Raw genomic sequence first — 17,477 nt, forward strand, 5'->3', positions numbered from 1 at the left:
GCGGAAACGCAGCGTGACCTTAGGCGAATCAACCCTGGCGGCCTGCACTGGGTACACGCTACGAAGGGTCGCCATCACCAGAACTCCGGGTTGTTGGTGATCAGCCGAAAGGCCGACTGATAGTTGTGGGCGGTGGCGAAGTAGGTAAACCCATCGCCAAGATCAATCGGCGTATTCACATTACGCGTGGTGAGCGCTACGGGCAGACCAAGGCACTGCGCCGCTTTCGATGGAAAGTGCGCAAACACATCCACCGGAAATGCAACGCCTCGCAGATAGCCGCCCAGCCCACCGTTAAAGCCCCAAATCGAACGCGCCAAGGACGTCTTGAGGATCGGCACCACTTCGCTCCAGCCCTGCGTTACACCGGAGCTGAACACTGTAAAGCCAGGCAACGCACCAGCGCCGATCAGCAGGCCCGAGCGCGGGTCCTTAAGCGCCGTCCCCCCGGCCAAACCGAAGTAATTCACGGGGGACGTCGCGGTGGTGTTCTGCCCGCCGGTGGAGATGAAGTTGCCTGCACTGTCCTCTCCGACATATAGGACAGAACAGAAGTTGCCGACCGAAGTGTTCGTGATTTCCCCGGCAGAAGAGCTTTGCATCGAGCAAAGGTTGATCACAAAGGTTCGACTGTCAGCGATCAGCGTCCAGGTGTGCACCGAGGTGTTGTACACAAACGACGACAGCGCAATGCGCTGGGGCGTCGCATTGTTGGCAGCGATGCCGGACTTGAGCCCGTCGCCCGTCATGTAGTTGCCGGACATGCCGGTAAAGGTCTCAGCCACGTAGACATCGATGTAGGCGGTCCCGGCGCCCGACCATGTCAGGCACACATAGCCACTCATGGAGCCATTGCGCAGCACGATGTAGTTGGTCGACTCCGCCACCAGCGTCCAGCCGGCGGCGGGTTTCGCGCCATACCCACTTACCAGGCAGGCCTTGAGGATGGTGCGGACAGCCTCGAAGTGCATCGTGTTGCTCGGCACAACGGACCCCATCGAGTACGTCGGAGCCCCCGCGTCGTCGCGGTGATAGACGGTTGCCATCAGTCAGCATCCCCTCGAATCTGCAGCGCGAACTTGTCGTCCTCGACCGTGCCCTGACCGCTCAGCACCGTGCGCGCGATCCACAGCGGCCCCAGCGCGGAGTCGGTGTTGAAGCGCACGGCGTTGGCCGCCGCCCAGCCGCTGCCCCAGCCTTCTTTGCGGATGGTGAAATACGGCATCGTGTTCTCCGGGTTGATCGGCGCGCAGTCGGTCGTGGTGTTGCCGGTGGTGATCACCCCCAGCTTTTCCTCGACGACCTGGTAGGTGGTCGGCGAGGTGAACACCAACGCCCACTTGCCGTCGATTGCGCCCTGGTTGGTGATGATCGGCGGGTAACTGAGCGTGTTGTAGTTCGCCGTGGTGGTCTCGCCGATAGGCGCGTCGGTCCAGTTGGGCGCCCCGGTGTTCCAGGCCTTTTGGGTGAACCAGTGGTGATAGCGCGACTGCAGATCGCCCCAGCTCACCGCGCTGGACACCGTCGTTTCATCCGCCGGCAGATCCCACGGCAGCGGCGAGGAAAAGCCGATGTCACCGCTGATCTGCACCTCGGTGCACAAGGTCATGTGCTCGACGCGATCCTGAATCACCAGCGGCAGGCTGAGCGGGTCACCGGCGGCGTTCTTCAGCACCAGAGGGTTGCCCCAGGTCACCCGGCCCAGCTCACGGTTAACGGTGTAACTGGTTGGCGCCAGTGCCACGCCATTGGCGTCCACCACCTCGATGGCGGCCTGTTGCTGCCGATCCAACTGCAGTGTGCTGCCTGCTATCGGGCTGGCCACAGTAGTCTCGGCGACGTGACGGATCACCAGCACGTCGGCCTCGCGGTACTGCGGCACGCGGCCATCCGATGGCAGCCGCACCGGGTCCAGGCCGATCAGGCTGGCGTCCAGCGGCAGGGTCGAGAAAATCACCCCGTTGTAGCGCAGCAGCAGCGGAATCACCGGAATGTCGCTGGCCCCGGTCTGGTCGTTCAGATCGCTGGTGAAGCGCAGCCGGACGATGCCCGTGTCGATGTCCACCGCGCCCTTGATCACCGCATGGTTGAACACGCCGTTGGCGTCAGCGGTGGCCATGACGACCGCCGCCGTGTCGACGCGCACCGCCGTGACCTGCAGGCTTCCGGCGCGCAGCGGCGCCCCCGGCGTGCGGAAGGTCATCGCGTTGACGCTGAACCCAGCATTGGTGGTCAGACAGGCCAGCACCGTCACGGTGGAGCCCGCGCCCGCGTTGTAGGTACTGAGGGTGGCGGTGCGCCCGGCGTAATCGACCGAGCCCACTGCCGTGCCGGCGTTAGTGGCCGAGCTGATGCCCTTGTACAACATGCCCGAGCGGTCGACGTAGGTCTCGCCGCCCCAGGTGAACAACAGCGAGCCCGGCAGGATCGCTTCCGACACGCCGGGCAGCAGGTCCAGGGTCACCGGCACCACCGATTGCACATCGGTCTGCGCGCCGTAGCTCTGGCCGCTGGCCTGCGCGCGAACCGTCAGGGTGCCACCGAAGGCCTCCAGCATGTTGGTGTTGGTTTTCACCAACTCCAGGGTGTCCGGCTTGAAGCCGTTCTTCTGCGTGGCGTAGGTGTATTGGACATACACGTACTGCTTGGCCACCTGCATCGAGCACGCACCGGTCGAGTAGTTGATGCTACCGGCGCGGCCGTCGCTCCATCCCCCTGCCGTGTTGTCGGTCAGGGCGTTGCTGACTTGCACCTCGGATTCGTAAACCGGCAGCGTGCTGCCACTCTCGGTAATGCTCTTGTCGATTGCCGGAACCGCCTGGCGACGCCGCGTCAGCCAGCTGATCTGCACGCTGCCCGGCTTGAGCGGTGCCCCCGGAATGGTGAAGGTCGCCATCCCCGAGCTATCCGACGTCACGGCCAGCGGGGTATCGGTGACCGAGCCCTGCTGGTAGGCATGGGTGATCGCGGTCCCGGCATCCGGCGTGGCGGTCAGTTCCATCGAGACCGTGCCGGCGGCGTAATTGATCACGCCCGAGCCACCGGTGCCGCTGAGCGTGCCGGTGCCACTGTCGGTGATGGTCTTGGTCACCCCACCGACCTTGAAGGTCGCGCTGTAGCTGCCCGGCAGGATGCCCTGGTGCGGCAGCGTGCGGCTCACCTTAGCCTTGGCCTGCGCCGCTGAGCCGGTGCGCTGGGTGAAGGCCGCGGTGTTCTGGCCGACATACGCCCAAATCACCGAACTGCCGACGTCGGGCAGCGCACTGAGGGTCAGTGCGACCGAGCCGGTGGCGAAGGTGATCGTCCCGCTGCCCTGCCCTGTCAGCTCGCCATTGCCCGGATCGCGCAGCGTCTGCCACTTGCCCAGGGCCATGTAGCTGACCTCCAGCGTTCCGGGCAGAGGCGGCGCCTCGGACAGACTCAGGGTGTACACATAGCCACGGTTGGACAGGTCGATGGGGATTTCCCCGGTCACCATCTCGCCAGTGGCTGCCGCCCCCGGCTGCATCGTGGCAGTGGCCGCGCCGGTGTAGCCGGCCGTGGCGCGCACCAGGTTGATCTCGCCGGTCTCGTAATCAACGGTGCCGCTGGTGATCCAGTTGCTGCCCGAGACATAGCGCAGCTTGCCAGTGCTGTCGTCGGCGAACACGCCGTTGTTGACGGTAAGGGTCAGAGTGCCAGGGGCAATGCCGGTGCCGACGAAGCTGCGCGACTGCCCGCCGCTGACCAGGGCGAAGGTGATCGCCACGGTGCGTGCCGGGCCGGTGGCCAGGATCAGGCGCTTCTGGTAGCCGGCCAGCTTGTCGATCAGCGCATTTTCACGGGTGGTGCTGGGCACCAACTGGGCATAGACCGACTTCACCGTGACGCTGAGTGCGCCGGCCGAAACTGCTTGAGCCAGCGGGCTGATGCCGTAATAGCGAGCCGCGTCGGCGACCTGGGTCGACAGCACCTGGGTCTTGGGCTGGTTGGCGATGTTGGTGGCGGATGTGCCGGCCGGCGTCGGCGAACCGCCCGCATACGGGGCCAGCAGCGGCGAACTGATGGAGATATCCAGGCGGCGTCGGGTGAAGGTCGAGAAGTTGCCGTTACCGTAGTCGTAGGTGAACGTCTCCAGTGAGGCCTCCACCGCGGTAAAGCGCACGTACTGCGAGTAACCCTGGTTGACCAGCTGGTACACCTCGCTGATCTCCGGCAGGCGCTGCTCCTCGCGCTGCACGCAGGCGATGGCGCGCTGTCCCTGCAGCTGGTTACCCAACAGCTCGAAGGATGCAGCGACCGCCGGCACCACGAACGACTCGATGGCGTCCCGCGCATCGGCGCGCTCGTCGGTCTGGCTGCCGGTGTTGAACAGCACGACGGAAACGCGAGGGTCGGCCGGGGCCTTGGTCAGGATGCAGTGCGCACCCAGGTACGGGTTGTCGTTGGTCGACACCACGCCGGCAAAGGCCTTGCGCAGGTTGATGCGGCCAATGGTGCGGTCCAGGCGCGAGATATCCGGGAAAAGATTGTTGATCTCGCTGTCGACCACAGCGGTGCCAGTGGCGCGCCCGCCGCCGTCTTCCTCGTCGGTCAGACGCTGGGATTTGAGCAGCTTGATGTTGTCGTTGCTGATAGCCATGGGCACTCCAGCCAGAAACGAGAAACCCCGCCGAAGCGGGGTCTGTAGAGAGGTATGGTTGTGGTCGCGTTATGCGCTGGGGAAATCCCAGTAGATGAGCTGCGGGCGGCCCATACCGGCCTGAGCCTGGGCAAGGCGCGAACCAGGGCGACCGCTGGGTGACTCGGCCTGACAGCGGGCCAGCGCTTCCCGGAAAGTCTCAGGCGCGTCCGGCGTTACCTGCTGATCCAGCTGGCTCTCCGGCATCACCAGCACGTCGTCGAGGCTGTAGAGGCCGGCAGGCTCGTGCTGCTCCATCACGGCGATGGCGCCCTGTTCCGTGCGCGCAGCCACGACGCTGCCGCCGACCCAATACCCGGTCAGTTCCATGTTGTTCTCCATCAGGGGGCAGCCACCGGGGCCACCGTGATCAGGCTTATCTCGACGTCGTAGATGGCATCCAGTGAGGGATTCACCTCGCGGAAGATTGGCGTGGCCTTCAGTGGCGCGCCGTTACTACGGTTGAAGATCACCGAAAACGCGCGACCATCCGGCAACACCAGGTCCATCACCTTCAGCCGCTGGTCGCGCAGGACCTCCAGTTGCCGCACGATAGCCAGAGGCGTCCACACGCCGCCGCCTGACTTGAGGGTGACCGACCGCCCATGCAGTTTGACGCCCTCCTGCACCAGAAGCGCCCCAGTCAGCGAGCGCTCCTGCTCCTGCGCCACCGCGTCCCACTCGAACTCATCCGCCCATTCGAACTGGTCATCCAGCTCGATGCTGTCGAGCATCATCAGCTTGTCCTCTTCGCATAAAGGTCGAGCACACCGAGCAACTGCGTTCCGTCGTCGGCGACACCGATGTCAGCACTACGCCCGCCGGCCTCAAGCCGGATGATCTTCATCGGCTGTTGCGGTGTAGGGGCGGCCGGCTCAGGCGCAGGAGCCGCGGCAGGCTGCGCGGCGTTCTGCGCCTCCACTCTCGCCTTCTGCTCGGCGAGTTGCCGCTGGCTATTCGTTTCGGTTTCGATCTGCTGAAGAGTGCCGATGGCCTTCATGTAGTTCTCCACCGCATTGAGATCGCCCGCCGCCTGGGCCTCTGCCAGCTGCTGCTGGAGTTCACGCTGACGACTGGCGAACTTGCTGCGGTCCACTGCCTCCTGTTCGCCGCGTAGGCCGGCCAGTTCTTCCTGCAGGCTCGCGAAGGTATCGCGTGAACCCTCAGACAACTGCTGCATCCGCTGCTTGGCTGACTCGATAGTGCTCTCCAGTTGTCGGAGGTCCGAGTCGTTCAGCAGATTCATGCCATTGCGCGCGGCCTTGGCCTGTTCGAGGAAATCGCCGACCACAATTTCACCGGACTCGTAGCCGTCCAGCAGGCTCAGCAGTTGTCGCTTCTGCTCAAGGAACGACACTGCTACCCGATCACTGTCCGCCTTCATCGAAAGCGCCCAGCGGCCGAGGTTGGAGACGCCAGGCATGGACGAGGCAGCATCGACCTGGGCCAACTCCTCCCGCATGCGCTCCAGCGCCGCGGTGGTGCTTTCCAGGGAACTGGTGTCGATCTGGATATTGGCGTTGGAGATGCCGCGCAGCTGGTCGAAGGTGGCCAGGGCCTCCTCGCTGAGCTGGGCCAGCGGAGTGCGCGCGCTGCTGATCACTCCGGAGAAAAAGTTGGCGAAGTCGGACATATCCTCTTCGGTGCTGCCGACAGACTTGCGGGTGGCCTCCATCGAATCGCCGATAGCCTTGCGCTGCTCCTCCAGCGACTGGGTGGCCTTGTCGGTGGACTCGGCCAACTGGTCCATGCCCTGCGCGCCAGTGTCTCCGGCGTTCTTCAGCTCCTTCAGCTTGTCTTCAAGGCGCTGCTGTTCCCGGTTGAAATCCTGCGCCTTGATCGTGCCGTCGTTGTACAGCTTGTTCAGGGCGGTGCGGATGTTCTGGATGTCCGCCGTGGTGCGCGCGTTGCTGATGGCGTCCTGAACCTGCTTCAGGTTCTCCAGCCCAGTACTGAGGTCCGACACGCCAAGGGCAGCCGAGCCGGCGGAGGTCTTCAGCTCCTTCAACTTGCCGTTGAGGACCCCGGCGCCGTTGGCGTACTCCTGCTGGGTGAGAATCCCTTCCGAGTAGGCCTTGCGCATTTCCTCCTGCAGCTTGGTCAGCTGCGCCACCGAGGTGGCCGAGCTGATTTGGTCGAGGGCGTTCTGCAGGCTGGTAACTGCCTGGACGGATGCCGCCGAAGCGTCCTGGGCGCTCGCCTTGATGTCACCGAAGTGCTCGGTAACCGCTTGGGCCTGCTGCTGCACCGCGCCTTCGCTCTCGTCAGCGCCGGTCTTCCAGGCGTCGGCGATGTCCTTGGCGTCCTGCTGGATCTGATTCTTGAAGCCCTCGCTCATGCCGGCGAGCATCTCGCTGACGCCCGCGACCGAGCGCCGGATTTCTTCACCGCCCAGCGCCTCGGGAATCTTCGCGGCGATCGCTTCGATGGCCGAGACCATCAGCCCCATGTTGCTGGTGAACGCCAGGGCGATGCCGCTCAGGCCGGTGGTCAGGCCGTTGAACAACGTGCGGAACGGGGCCACGAACAGCTTGACCTTGGTGGCCATGTCGTCGAGCGAGGTGCTGAAGTCGCTGAGCCAAGCAGAGGTCTTGTCCACCAGCGTGCCGAAATCCACTTCGGCCATGCGCTTGATGAAGTTACCGATCCACTCGGCGCCCTGCACAAAGGCATCCGACAGCCCCTTGGCCAGCCTGTCCAGGCGCCCGTCGGCGTCCATCTGGGCGATGGTCTGGCCCAGTTCCTTGAGCTTGTTCTTCGCGTAGTCCAGGGCGCCGCTGTTGGCGATACGGCCGAGGAAGTCGGTCGCGGTGTCAGCCAGGTTGCTGACCAGGCCGGTCAGGGTGCCCATGGCCTTGGCCGCGGCGCCCTCCGAACTGCGGCCCATCTCATCGATCAGGGCCTGGATAACGTCCCGGCCCAACTTACCCTTGGTGGCCAAGTCCTGCAGCTGGCTGGTGGTCTTGCCGGTCACCTTGCCCAGCATGTCCCAGACCGGCACGCCGCGTTCGATCAGTTGCAGAATCTCTTCGGTCTGCAGCTTCTCCTTCGCCCATGCCTGGCCGAGGGCAGTGGAAATGCCCTCCAGGCGCTCCAGGCCGCCGCCAAGTTTCTCGGACTGGTCCTCGATTGCCTTCAGCGACCCGTTCATAGGGTCGACGCCGTAAGCCTTCAGCAAGGCGAAGGCGTCAGTGACGTCAGACAGCTGTAGCGGCGTGTCCTTGGCGAAGCGCTTGATCCAAGCCGTCGCCTGTTCGCCGCCTTCGACCGACCCCATGAGCGAGGTCAGGCGGTTCTGCAGGTTCTCGAACATGTCGCCGGTGCTGAGCATCTCGAGGATGCCGGTGCGCACCGCGTCAACTCCCCTGCCCACCAGACCAAATGCCGCCTGGATGCCGAAGAAGGCCGCGGCATAGCCAGCAGCCTGCCGGACGCCCGAGGCCATGGCTTGGCGCAGCGCGGTCACGCGGGAGACGTGGTTGGCCGCCTCGCGCGCCGCACGGGCCTGGTCGCGCTCAAGATCGCGCAGTGCCTTGGCGTTCTGGCTGATGCCGTCCTTCGCCTTGGAGACCTCGGCCGCCAGACGCTTTTCTTCGTCGGCCAGTTTGCTGGTGTCGACGCCGGCCTCTCTGGCCGCACGCTGTTGCTCGGCGTGCTTGGTGCTCAGCGTGTCCAGGGTGCGGCGCAGGTTCGCCGCATCGCGCTCGGCCGCCTTCAGCGAGGTCTCGAAGCCCTTGCTGTCGGGGTTCTTGTCGAGTGCTTCGCGCAGAGCCTGGACGGTGCTTTCCGCCCGCTCGATGGAGGTCTTGGTCTGCGCGATCGCCCGCTCGGTGTTGGCTAGGCCAACAACCATGCCGCGGGCATCCTTCGCCGAGTCCAATGCCTGATTCAGCTCGCCAGTCTTGGCGCGCAGCGCCTCCATGGCTTCGGTGGCTTTCTTGGCGGGATCGGACAGATCGTCCTTGCCGCGCAGCACGAACTGAATCAGGCGCTGGATCGGGTTTGCCATGAAAAACTCCGGGCAATAAAAAGCCCGCCGGGTGGCGGGCTTTGTTCATGGGGTGGCCATCCGTGGCCGGGCGGCTCAGGCCGCGAGGTCCATCTGGCAGAACTTCGAGATGTCGTCGGCGACCACGGTCGGGTCGGACAGCAGCTCGATGGGGCCGGTCAGCTTCAGGTAGTCCTGGCCGAGCACAGCCAGCTCCTGGAGCATGCCGAACTTGGCACGGCGGATGCGCAGCGCGTACGGCTCGCCGGATTGGGCGTCGTTGAGGCCGGCGATGAGCATTTCGTATTCACGCTCGGAAGCATTGAGCATGTGCACCACCGAACTCTTGCGCGGGGTGTAGCTGACCTTCACGCCCGTGGCGTCGATGTCGCTATCGGTCAGCACCTGAATGCCGTGCGGCGTGAGCAGGTAGTCGGTGCCAGCGACCAACTCGGCGTCAGCGGCCGTTTTAACGATGACGGTTTTCGTCATGTCCGGCAGGTACTTGAACGGGATCAACTCGAACACCACGCCCGCCGAGGTGTGGAGCTCGTCGGTTATTGCCGCGCTCGGGGCCACCTTGATGGAACCACGGGTGATGCGAGCCAGGTTGTCGGAAGTGATGTCGTACATGCCGATAGAACCGGTCACGTCGGTGGGACGGGTACGCACGTTGCGGTTACCACCGCCGCCCTGGAAGTCGGGCAGCGCCTTGCGATCAGTGGCATAGCTGACGCTGAAGGCATCGCAGTTACCGAACGGCAACAGCGCATCCTGGGAACCGTAGAGCCGGGCAAATACCTGACCCTCACCGATGAAGGAGCGATCAATCGTCTTGAGCATTGGGATCTCCTGATGGGAGGCCGCGCGGCTTACTTGCCTGCGCTGGTTTCAGTGGTCGCTGCGGGGACCGGCGCAGCAGGTTTGGCGGCTGGCTTCTGTGCCTTCTCTTCCGGCTTGGGAGTGAAGCCGCGAGCCAGCGCGTGGTCGGCGACAGCCTGAGAGACCGCGACGGCCTTCTCCGACTTCGGGTAATGGGTGACCTGCGACCCCTCGCGGTGGTTGAAGGCCTTGGTGATGACGATCTCGGGCATACGCCCTCCAGAAATGGCAAGGCCGCCCGAAGGCGGCCTGGTGGGTGAGTTACAGCGGCTGGTTGTAGGTGAAGGTGATGGGCAGGACGCGATAGCTCCACCGCCGCCCTGGCTCAGGCAAGCGAACCGACGAGGCGGGAAACTCGACAGCGACCAGCCCCGGCACCTCGAGGCCGGCTTTCGCCCCCTTCAAGGCTCGCTTGATGGCGAGGCGGGCCGTGCGCAAGGCCTGCGGCGCGTCTCGGTTACGCGACATCGCCACCAGGTTGACGGTCCACTGCTCCCTGCAGTTACTCGGCGTGCGGTCGAGTTCGACAGTGTCACCTTCCTGCAGGACGATCATCTCGTCTGACAGGTCGCTATCTTCCGCGTCCAGCACGCGCGCCACCGAGTCCTCGACGACAGAAGCACCGAATTGCGGCACGCCAGCCAGCAAGGCCTGGAGCTGGCCGATGATCTCGGCCTGCATGTTTCGTTCAAGGCTCATTCGGGCACCACGTAGAAGGTGATGAGATGGCCGTCATCCAGGTGGATGCCGTCGATCGTCCAGCGGTTGCCCTCGGCGTCAACGAAGCCCCCGCGCCGGTCGTAGGAGCCGAGCAGCGCCTTGCGGACCTCGATGGTCCTGAAGCGATCCACCGCCCCACTATCGATGCGCTCCACGCCGTCTTCGACGAGACCGTGGAGCACGTCGACCTGCACATGGCCGTTGCGGTCGACCAGGGCGAACTCACCATCCCCGAGAACCTCGAGGATGGTGTCGTCCATCTCGTCGACCAGGTCGCCGAAGCCGGCCATTACTTCACCAGCTTGATGACCGCGCGCGGGCGGGTGCAGATGTGCAGCGGGTTGGACTGCGCCTCGCCGGCAATGCCCTTGTTGAATGGCATGGCCTCCTGCTTGGCGTAGTACGGCAGACCCAGGGTGTTGACGGTTTCCATGTAGTTCGCCGGAGCGAAGATGCTCAGGAACAGCTCCGGAACACCCAGCGGCACCAGGCGGGCTTCGTCATCCGGGATGAAGGAACGACCGCCGACCTTGCCGCGGTAGCGTTCCCAGACGATGCCGCCGAACTCGAACTCCTCGCGGGCGTCGCCGCGCAGCTGGGCGGCCTGCTGGGTGTTCAGGTAGGTCTCTTCGACCGACTTGTGGGTGATCAGCGCATTCCAGAAGTTCTTGCCGCACAGTGCGCGCGAGCCGCTGCTGGAGATGTTGCCCAGCGCATCTTCTTGCGCATCGAGCGCCTCGCCGGCCTTCAGGCGCACCTTGGTGGTGGCGGTGCCCAGCTCCATCTGGACGACCTGCGGGCTGATACCGAAGCGGTCGTACAGGTCGAGCAGCACGGTGGTGCCGTCGGCATCGAGGATGGTGCCGAGCACCGCACCCATGCGCTGGTGTTCGTGGGTGGCGTCGAGCGCGCGGCGCATCTTCTCCAGGCGACGGTTCACCACGTCCTGCACCGCCTGCAACTCGGTCTGCTCGCCGAAGGCGCGAATGCCCTGGATTTCGTCAGCCATGATGCTGAAGGTCTGCGGCAGGTGCACGTTGTTGAAGGGGATCAGCAGGCGCTTGTTGCCTTGGACAACCAGGCCCGGGGCACCGCGGTCTGCGGCCGGTACCAGGTGCAGGGAGTCGCCGTCCTTCTCGATCTGCTGGGTGATGGTGGTGCTGCCATCTTCTTCGAAGAGGCCAAGCGCGGCCAGGCGGCCGGGTACTTCGGGGGTTTCGTTGATCGCGGCAGTCAGGGCGCCGACGCCGAACGCTTCGTCTTCGAAAATATTGATCTCAGCCATTGGCATGCTCCAAAAATGGAAAACCCCGCCGAAGCGGGGTTTGAAGGGGTTGTGGGTGAGCGGCGCGGATCAGTACGGCGTGCCGACGCGGACGATGATGTTGCGGGCCTTGAGGTCGGCGCGGGCGGCAGAGTCGAGACCGGTCAGCGCTACGTCCACCACCTCGGCGAGGCGCGCGACGATGGTCGCCGCCTGCGGCTCGGTAGAGGCCGGTTTCGGCGAGTAGAGAATGCCGGCGACGACCTCGGTGCCATTGGTGGCGGCGTTGTCATACGGTGCGTATTCGCTGGATGCGGTGACGATGCCCAGGAGTTGGCCCGCGGGCAGGTCGACAGCGGTTGCCGCGAGGGTGACCTGCTCGCGCGAGATGGCACCGGTGCCCTCCGACAGGAGGAACTCACCAGCGTGGAAGCCTTCGGTCTTGTTCATCTGCTTCTCCTTACGAAGCCTTGGGTTTGGCGGTGCGAGCTTGCTTGCGGTTCGCGTAAACCTTCGCGGGCGAAGCAGCCTTCGGGGTGGTGGGTGCCGGCTGGTCATCCAGCGGCGGGGTGTTGATGATTTCGCCGAAGCCGTTGCCGGCCAGCTTGTCGAACAGACGCGCGCGCACGGCTTCCGGCTCAAGGCCGGCTTTCACGTAGTCCGCGGCGAGTTCAGGTAGGCGGGCGCTGACACATAGTTCACGGACCGCTTTGGCCCGTGCGATCGCTGCGTCGACGCTCGCCTCGTCTTTCAGGTCTCCAGACATGGACAGGACCTCCACGAGATTGCTGATGCCAGCGTCCGCGCAGCCTTTGATGATGCGGCTGACCAGGGCGGCGGCGTTGGGTTGGGGAACAGGAGTGGCCGGTGGTTCATCGGCCGGCGGCACCACCGCAGCCGGTGGCTGCTCCGGCTCTTCCAGCGATGCCAGAAGAGCCAGCGGTGCCTTGTGATAGCGGCGCAGTGCACCGCCATCGCCGACCATGGCCTTGACCGTCACACCGTCGATGACCTCATCGCAGAGGCCCAGATTCTTGGCCTCGGTAGCGGTCAGCCAGGTTTCCTCGTTGATCAGCCGACGCAGTTCGGCATCGTCGACCTCGGGGGCCTTGCGCTTGTACGAGGCGACAATCGCCTCCAGGGTCTGGTCGAGCATGTCGGCGACCTTGCGAAAGTCATCCGCATCGCCGCTCGCCCAGGTCCACGGGTTATGGATCATCAGCATGGCGTTGGACGCCATCTCCAGGCGGTGTGCGCCGCAAGCTGCGACACTGCCCGCACTGGCGGCCAGCGCATCCACGCGCGCGGTGCAGCGCTCACCCAGCCGGCTCAGCGCGTTGTGGATGGCCAGGCCCTCGAACAGGTCGCCGCCGATGGTGTTGAAGGCGACCAGCACCGGCGACGTGCCGTCGTCGACCGCCTTCAGGTCCTTGATGAACTGGTTCGCCGTGACGCCCCACACGCCAATCTCGCCGTAGATGTAGACCTCGATCGCCTGGCCACCTTCGGCCCCGCCTTCCTCGGCGCCTTCGGCCGCGGCCTTGATCTGGTACCAGGTGCCATCCTGGGGAGCCGGCGGTGCCGGGGTCTTGTTGAAGATGACCAGTCCGAGCTGGACGGCCAGCGCCTTCAGGCTGGAAAAGCTGATCATGGGGTTTCGCCCTCGTCGTCTTTGAGCGGCGCTTCGCCGCCCGTGGTGTAGGAAAGCCCGAAGCTCCGTGCCCGGGCCTGGTCGGCTGCGTTCTCTTCGTCGATGGTTTCGGCGTCGTAGCCATTGCGCAGCACCACTTCGCTGCGCGACGTGACGCCACCGTTGATTTCCATGAGCTTGCCCTGGATGTCCTGCACCGGATGGATGTAGGCCCAGCCCTGCGGAACCCAGCGCGTGCGCAGGTACTCGCGGCGCCTGCGCGCGAAGTCAGGCAAGTCGATCGCGCCGGAGAGGTACGCCATGTCCAGCCAGGCGGCCCGGATCGGCCGGCAGAACTGGTGGACGTAGACGCTGAACTGGAGCTGCTCCAAGCGGCGCCGGAACTCGTTGAGCACCACACGGATGACGCGGTCGTTGACCTGCCGGAGGTCACCCGTCATCAGCTCGTAGGGAACGCTGGCCCCGACCGCAGACGCCTGCAGTTGCTGCCGCATGAAGTCCGGGTAGTTGTTGCCCGCCTCCGGCGGCTTCGAGAACTCCACCTTCTCGCCCGGCAGCAGCTCCTGCATGGTCCCCGGCTCAAGCCCCACCATCGGGGTAAAGCCGTCCGTGTCCAACTGTGCGGGGCCGCCGTTGATGGGGTCGATCTGCGGCATGTCCGTCGGCGACGGGCGCGTGATGAAGCCGGCGAAGAGGTTCGAGACCTCCTGCCGGAACAGTACAGCGTCGTCGAAGTTATCCAGCGAGCGCAGGCGCAGCAGGACGCGCGACAGCCGCGGCACCCCGCGGAGCTGGCCCGCCTCGCGCAGTTCATAGATGTGCAACACCTCGCTGGCCGGAACTCGCACCAACTGGTTGTAGCCCGCGCCGGTCACGGTGCTGTCGCCCGGGTGCCGGCGGTACATCCAGTAAGCGACGCGCTTGCCCAGGGCGTTGAACTCGATACCCGCCCTGATCAGGTTGCCGTTTCGGGTCGTTTCGTTCTTCTCAACCGGCACGAATTCGGCCGGCAGCAGTTGCACCTGCAGCGGCACAGCCAGGCCGTCCTCGAGGCGCCGCGGGCGCAGACGCACGAAGCACTCGCCGCTTTCCTCCACCATGCGAGCTGCCAGCGCCTGCTGGCCGTAGAAGTCCGTTCGCTCGTCGGCGTCAGACTCGTCGGTCCAATCCGCCCAGAGGTCGAGCAGTGCGCGGCGAAGCTCCTTGTCCCGCGTGGTGGGCATCGGCGTGATGCCGGTACCGATCAGGTTGCTGACACGGGCGTCAATGGCGCCGCCGGCATAAGGATCATTGCTGACCGCTGCCCTGGAGCGCTTCCGGAGCATGGGTAGCGCCGGCAGAGACAAGGTGTTGATGGAGCCGGGCGGCGCGTCCCAGTTCTTCGCCCTACGGCCAGTGCCGGCGCCGTCATAGCTGTTCTTGATGCGACCAGGAAGGCGGGAGCCCGCCAGGGCGCGACGAGGAAACTCTTTCATCACACCCCCTTCCCGCCCGAGTAAAGCCGGAACGCCCGCGACCGGCGAACATTGCGCGCGGTCTCCATATCAACATCGGCGACGTACTGGCTTTCCAGCATCCGCAAGCTGGAGAGCTGGGCGCGCTCCAGCTTGCGGCCGTCCTTGGTGATGGCCTGTCCCTTGGTGAGAATGTCGTGGATGGCCGCGCGCACATCCGCCAGCCGTTGCTGCGCCTCGGTCATATCCGCCTCGCGTGGTTATCGACGTTGTTTCAGGTAGCCGCTGCCGGAGCTGCGGCGCTTGGTGGCCGGAGCCGAAGGTGCCGAGGACGTGGTGGGCGGCGCATCGAGGACCAGGCCGAAGCGCTGCTGGGCAACGCGCAGCATCGCCAAGGCGCCGACAGCACAGTCCAGTGCCTCGTTGCGGCGCCCCTTCGCATCCCAGCGATACACCCGCTGGCCCTTCTCGATCTTCATCACCTTGGTTTCGGCGGTGAGCTGCTTCAGCTCGTTCTCGTCGCAGATCGCGTCGTTGGCCGGCAGGTGCATCACTCCAGGGAGAACCTTGCCCGGCTCGGGCTGCAGCTTCAGGCGGCTGTAGATCAGCTCCTTGGCGTTGTCCGTGCCGATCATCGTCAGGTAGACGCCGGCCTTGCTTTTGTTGTCGGGGAACATCGCAATGGGCTTGCCGTAGACGTTGTGCCCCTTGGTCGGGATGACCCAGAACAGGCCGTGCTTCTTGCTCTCCTCGTAGACCTCGTCGGTGTAGTGGCCGCCGGAGTCCCAGCCCCAGAGCGCAACGCGCATGCTCACGCCGTCCTCGCGCTGGTACTGCTGGTGGAGCTTGAGCCCGACCTTCCGCCGCAGCTCAACGCTGCCCGGGTCGCCCTGCAGAATCCAGCGGTCTACCAACCAGCCTTCCTCCCCCGCAGCCCACGCCCAGATGCGCGCCTCGTAGCGGTCATCCTGGGTGTCGATGAAGCCGGTCAGCGCAGCCACGCGCGCGGGCATGTGCTGCCAGATTTCGCGCCGGCCGTAGAGATTCTCCCACTCCAACTTCTCGCCCTGGTCGCCCTCCCAGGTCTCGCCCAAGGTGGTGTTGACGAAGGTGATCAGCTTCTCGCGGTCGCCCTTCACGTTCAGCCAGTCGCCGACCATGTCCAGCCAGGTGGTAAAGACGCTGTACGCGGTCCAGATGTGGAAGGTGACCGAGCGCGGCGTGCGCGCCGGCTCGCCGTCGGCCTTGAACCAGTCCATGGAGTCGCGCGTCCAGATCCCGGTCCGCTCGCAAATCCAGCGGCCATCGTTCGCCGCCTCGACCGCCTCGTGGTACTCAATCACACATGCGTTGTGCTCGCAGAGGTACCAGGCCTTTTCAGCCTCGCCGAGCGCGTTGGTATCGTACTTGATGCCGAACGCGCAATCCTTGCCGCCCCACTTCAGGAACTGCTCACCGTTGCAATGCGGGCAGCGGATGTGGAAGCGCATGAAGTGCGGCGACTCTTCACCGGCCTTGGTGACTTGGCACTCGCCCGCCGTCCCCGGAGTGGAGCCGCGGATCGACTTCTTGAAGGTGGCCCCTTCCAGGCGCTTGTCGCCGAGGAAGGTCGGCGAACCCTCGCCCTCCACGTCGGCGTCGAACTTTGACAGTTCGTCGTAGATGACCTCGTCGGGCGACTTCTCGCGGTAGTTGCGCGCGGCCTTGCCGCCCAGGCACCAGAGCATCTTCTGGTGGCTGAACTTCTTCGCGGCGAGGGTGTTGTCCCGGTGCTTCTTGCCGTACCAGGGCGCCAGAGCGAGCAGGACCGGCACGTCGCGGATGAACGACTCGACGTGCCGCTTCATCAGCTCTTCAGCGTCAGGGTCCGTCGGGCAGTAGCTCAACACATTGCGCTTCTTGTGCTGGAGCTTGTAGCCGATGTTCGCCATCAGCATCTTGGTGTAGCCGACCCGCGCCGACTTGATCAGGTTGACCACGCGGATCAGGTCGTTGCCCATCGCGTTGAGGATTCCGACCTGGAACGCAGCCGTCTCCCACTTCCCCTCCTGATAGGAGGACTCGGACGATAGATAGAAATGCTTGTCCGCCCACTCGACCGCGGTCAGTGGGGGTTCACGGAAAAGGGATTCGAGGCCGAGGCGGACTTGCTTCTGCAGGTCATTCAGCCAAGGACTCGACATATTCATCCAGCATCCCCGGTAGTAGGTCGCCCAACTCGGAAGCGCGGTTGCGCGCCAGGGCGATCTCTCGCTGCAGCGCCTCGACGTGTCGCACGTCGAGGTCCGGGTGCTTGCGGCGCAACTTCAATGGCACCGTGTCGAGAATTGAACCGATCTGGGCAGCGATCTTGCCCAAGGCAAAGACCGCAAATTCGGTAGGCACCAGGTGCTTGTCGGCGACCAGGTTCTTCTTCTCCTGGGCGTCGGCCTGGGCCGAGGTGAGGCGCAGACGCTCCTGCGTCAGCTTGTGTTCGGCCAGCGGGTCGATCCCTTGCGGAACGTCACCGTCTGGTTGGTGTTTCCGCTCCGCGAAGTCGAGGCGGTTTTCCAGTACCGACCGGACGTCATAGAAGGCCTCGCGGCCAATCCTTGCGACCGGCTCAACGCCCCATTTATCAAAGGCTTGCGTGCTAATGCCGAGGCTCGCCGCCATCCGGCTTTTGTTGAGCCAGTGAGGCTGCCGAGTGATGTCTGATTTGCTCATAACAACACAACAACCAACCTCTGAATTTGGGCCATACATAGTGGAAAGGCGGGGCTCGAATTACCCTCACGCCTTTCGGATGTGCCAGGGGCCCCCGGGGGGCCGGTTCGTGTGGCACGCCATTGCCCCACAGGTTGCCCGCTCAGAATGAA

General features: G+C 64.7%; 16 protein-coding genes. All 16 read right to left on the reverse strand.

Translation table 11 applies throughout. From position 1 onward, the window contains the following. Positions 1–74: 74 nt before the first annotated feature. On the reverse strand, positions 75–1,046 hold the full coding sequence (locus RS899_RS18545) for a hypothetical protein (protein ID WP_315807776.1): 972 nt from the start codon (positions 1,044–1,046) through the stop codon (positions 75–77). Next, positions 1,046–4,621 carry a hypothetical protein gene (locus RS899_RS18550; RefSeq protein WP_315807777.1) on the reverse strand — a complete coding sequence of 1,192 codons (3,576 nt, stop codon included), beginning with the start codon at positions 4,619–4,621 and terminating at the stop codon, positions 1,046–1,048. The genes RS899_RS18545 and RS899_RS18550 overlap by 1 nt, the downstream gene beginning before the upstream one ends. Before the next feature lie 69 nt (positions 4,622–4,690). After that, entirely contained in the window at positions 4,691–4,990 is a 300-nt protein-coding gene (locus RS899_RS18555; RefSeq protein ID WP_315807778.1) for a hypothetical protein, read from the reverse strand. An 11-nt stretch (positions 4,991–5,001) separates the two neighbouring features. Beyond that, entirely contained in the window at positions 5,002–5,397 is a 396-nt protein-coding gene (locus RS899_RS18560; RefSeq protein ID WP_315807779.1) for a hypothetical protein, read from the reverse strand. Continuing rightward, the gene (locus RS899_RS18565; RefSeq protein WP_315807780.1) at positions 5,397–8,669 is read right to left on the reverse strand and encodes a tape measure protein; all 3,273 of its coding nucleotides are present in this window, start codon (positions 8,667–8,669) and stop codon (positions 5,397–5,399) included. Before RS899_RS18565 ends, RS899_RS18560 begins: the two co-directional genes overlap by 1 nt. Before the next feature lie 75 nt (positions 8,670–8,744). Next, positions 8,745–9,491 carry a hypothetical protein gene (locus RS899_RS18570; RefSeq protein ID WP_233300412.1) on the reverse strand — a complete coding sequence of 249 codons (747 nt, stop codon included), beginning with the start codon at positions 9,489–9,491 and terminating at the stop codon, positions 8,745–8,747. 29 nt (positions 9,492–9,520) lie between these two features. After that, positions 9,521–9,742 carry a hypothetical protein gene (locus tag RS899_RS18575; RefSeq protein ID WP_233300411.1) on the reverse strand — a complete coding sequence of 74 codons (222 nt, stop codon included), beginning with the start codon at positions 9,740–9,742 and terminating at the stop codon, positions 9,521–9,523. Between the two features lie 49 nt (positions 9,743–9,791). Continuing rightward, the gene (locus RS899_RS18580; protein WP_233300410.1) at positions 9,792–10,229 is read right to left on the reverse strand and encodes a hypothetical protein; all 438 of its coding nucleotides are present in this window, start codon (positions 10,227–10,229) and stop codon (positions 9,792–9,794) included. Further along, positions 10,226–10,540, reverse strand: a complete 315-nt coding sequence (locus tag RS899_RS18585) for a hypothetical protein (protein WP_233300409.1) — start codon at positions 10,538–10,540, stop codon at positions 10,226–10,228. The genes RS899_RS18580 and RS899_RS18585 overlap by 4 nt, the downstream gene beginning before the upstream one ends. Next, positions 10,540–11,535 carry a major capsid protein gene (locus RS899_RS18590; protein WP_315807781.1) on the reverse strand — a complete coding sequence of 332 codons (996 nt, stop codon included), beginning with the start codon at positions 11,533–11,535 and terminating at the stop codon, positions 10,540–10,542. Before RS899_RS18590 ends, RS899_RS18585 begins: the two co-directional genes overlap by 1 nt. Before the next feature lie 69 nt (positions 11,536–11,604). After that, positions 11,605–11,964 (reverse strand): head decoration protein, encoded by a 360-nt coding sequence (locus RS899_RS18595; protein WP_233300407.1) that lies wholly within the window; start codon positions 11,962–11,964, stop codon positions 11,605–11,607. 10 nt (positions 11,965–11,974) lie between these two features. Continuing rightward, positions 11,975–13,165 (reverse strand): head maturation protease, ClpP-related, encoded by a 1,191-nt coding sequence (locus RS899_RS18600; protein ID WP_315807782.1) that lies wholly within the window; start codon positions 13,163–13,165, stop codon positions 11,975–11,977. Next, positions 13,162–14,643: a phage portal protein gene (locus RS899_RS18605; RefSeq protein WP_409978027.1), complete on the reverse strand. Its 1,482-nt coding sequence runs from the start codon at positions 14,641–14,643 to the stop codon at positions 13,162–13,164. The genes RS899_RS18600 and RS899_RS18605 overlap by 4 nt, the downstream gene beginning before the upstream one ends. Beyond that, the gene (gene gpW, locus RS899_RS18610; protein ID WP_233300404.1) at positions 14,640–14,864 is read right to left on the reverse strand and encodes a gpW family head-tail joining protein; all 225 of its coding nucleotides are present in this window, start codon (positions 14,862–14,864) and stop codon (positions 14,640–14,642) included. The genes RS899_RS18605 and gpW overlap by 4 nt, the downstream gene beginning before the upstream one ends. A 15-nt stretch (positions 14,865–14,879) precedes the next feature. Beyond that, entirely contained in the window at positions 14,880–16,808 is a 1,929-nt protein-coding gene (locus RS899_RS18615) for a phage terminase large subunit family protein (protein WP_315807784.1), read from the reverse strand. After that, entirely contained in the window at positions 16,780–17,325 is a 546-nt protein-coding gene (locus RS899_RS18620) for a terminase small subunit (protein WP_315807785.1), read from the reverse strand. The genes RS899_RS18615 and RS899_RS18620 overlap by 29 nt, the downstream gene beginning before the upstream one ends. Positions 17,326–17,477 lie beyond the last annotated feature (152 nt).

The sequence above is a fragment of the Pseudomonas sp. C9-3 genome, from assembly GCF_032392015.1.
GTDB classification, from domain to species: domain Bacteria; phylum Pseudomonadota; class Gammaproteobacteria; order Pseudomonadales; family Pseudomonadaceae; genus Pseudomonas; species Pseudomonas nitroreducens.

Excerpts from the sequence above, each read along its gene's own strand:
- RS899_RS18545 (WP_315807776.1), bottom strand. The coding sequence starts at position 1,046 with ATGGCAACCGTCTATCACCGCGACGACGCGGGGGCTCCGACGTACTCG.
- RS899_RS18550 (WP_315807777.1), bottom strand. The coding sequence starts at position 4,621 with ATGGCTATCAGCAACGACAACATCAAGCTGCTCAAATCCCAGCGTCTG.
- RS899_RS18555 (WP_315807778.1), bottom strand. The coding sequence starts at position 4,990 with ATGGAACTGACCGGGTATTGGGTCGGCGGCAGCGTCGTGGCTGCGCGC.
- RS899_RS18560 (WP_315807779.1), bottom strand. The coding sequence starts at position 5,397 with ATGATGCTCGACAGCATCGAGCTGGATGACCAGTTCGAATGGGCGGAT.
- RS899_RS18565 (WP_315807780.1), bottom strand. The coding sequence starts at position 8,669 with ATGGCAAACCCGATCCAGCGCCTGATTCAGTTCGTGCTGCGCGGCAAG.
- RS899_RS18570 (WP_233300412.1), bottom strand. The coding sequence starts at position 9,491 with ATGCTCAAGACGATTGATCGCTCCTTCATCGGTGAGGGTCAGGTATTT.
- RS899_RS18575 (WP_233300411.1), bottom strand. The coding sequence starts at position 9,742 with ATGCCCGAGATCGTCATCACCAAGGCCTTCAACCACCGCGAGGGGTCG.
- RS899_RS18580 (WP_233300410.1), bottom strand. The coding sequence starts at position 10,229 with ATGAGCCTTGAACGAAACATGCAGGCCGAGATCATCGGCCAGCTCCAG.
- RS899_RS18585 (WP_233300409.1), bottom strand. The coding sequence starts at position 10,540 with ATGGCCGGCTTCGGCGACCTGGTCGACGAGATGGACGACACCATCCTC.
- RS899_RS18590 (WP_315807781.1), bottom strand. The coding sequence starts at position 11,535 with ATGGCTGAGATCAATATTTTCGAAGACGAAGCGTTCGGCGTCGGCGCC.
- RS899_RS18595 (WP_233300407.1), bottom strand. The coding sequence starts at position 11,964 with ATGAACAAGACCGAAGGCTTCCACGCTGGTGAGTTCCTCCTGTCGGAG.
- RS899_RS18600 (WP_315807782.1), bottom strand. The coding sequence starts at position 13,165 with ATGATCAGCTTTTCCAGCCTGAAGGCGCTGGCCGTCCAGCTCGGACTG.
- gpW (WP_233300404.1), bottom strand. The coding sequence starts at position 14,864 with ATGACCGAGGCGCAGCAACGGCTGGCGGATGTGCGCGCGGCCATCCAC.
- RS899_RS18615 (WP_315807784.1), bottom strand. The coding sequence starts at position 16,808 with ATGAATATGTCGAGTCCTTGGCTGAATGACCTGCAGAAGCAAGTCCGC.
- RS899_RS18620 (WP_315807785.1), bottom strand. The coding sequence starts at position 17,325 with ATGAGCAAATCAGACATCACTCGGCAGCCTCACTGGCTCAACAAAAGC.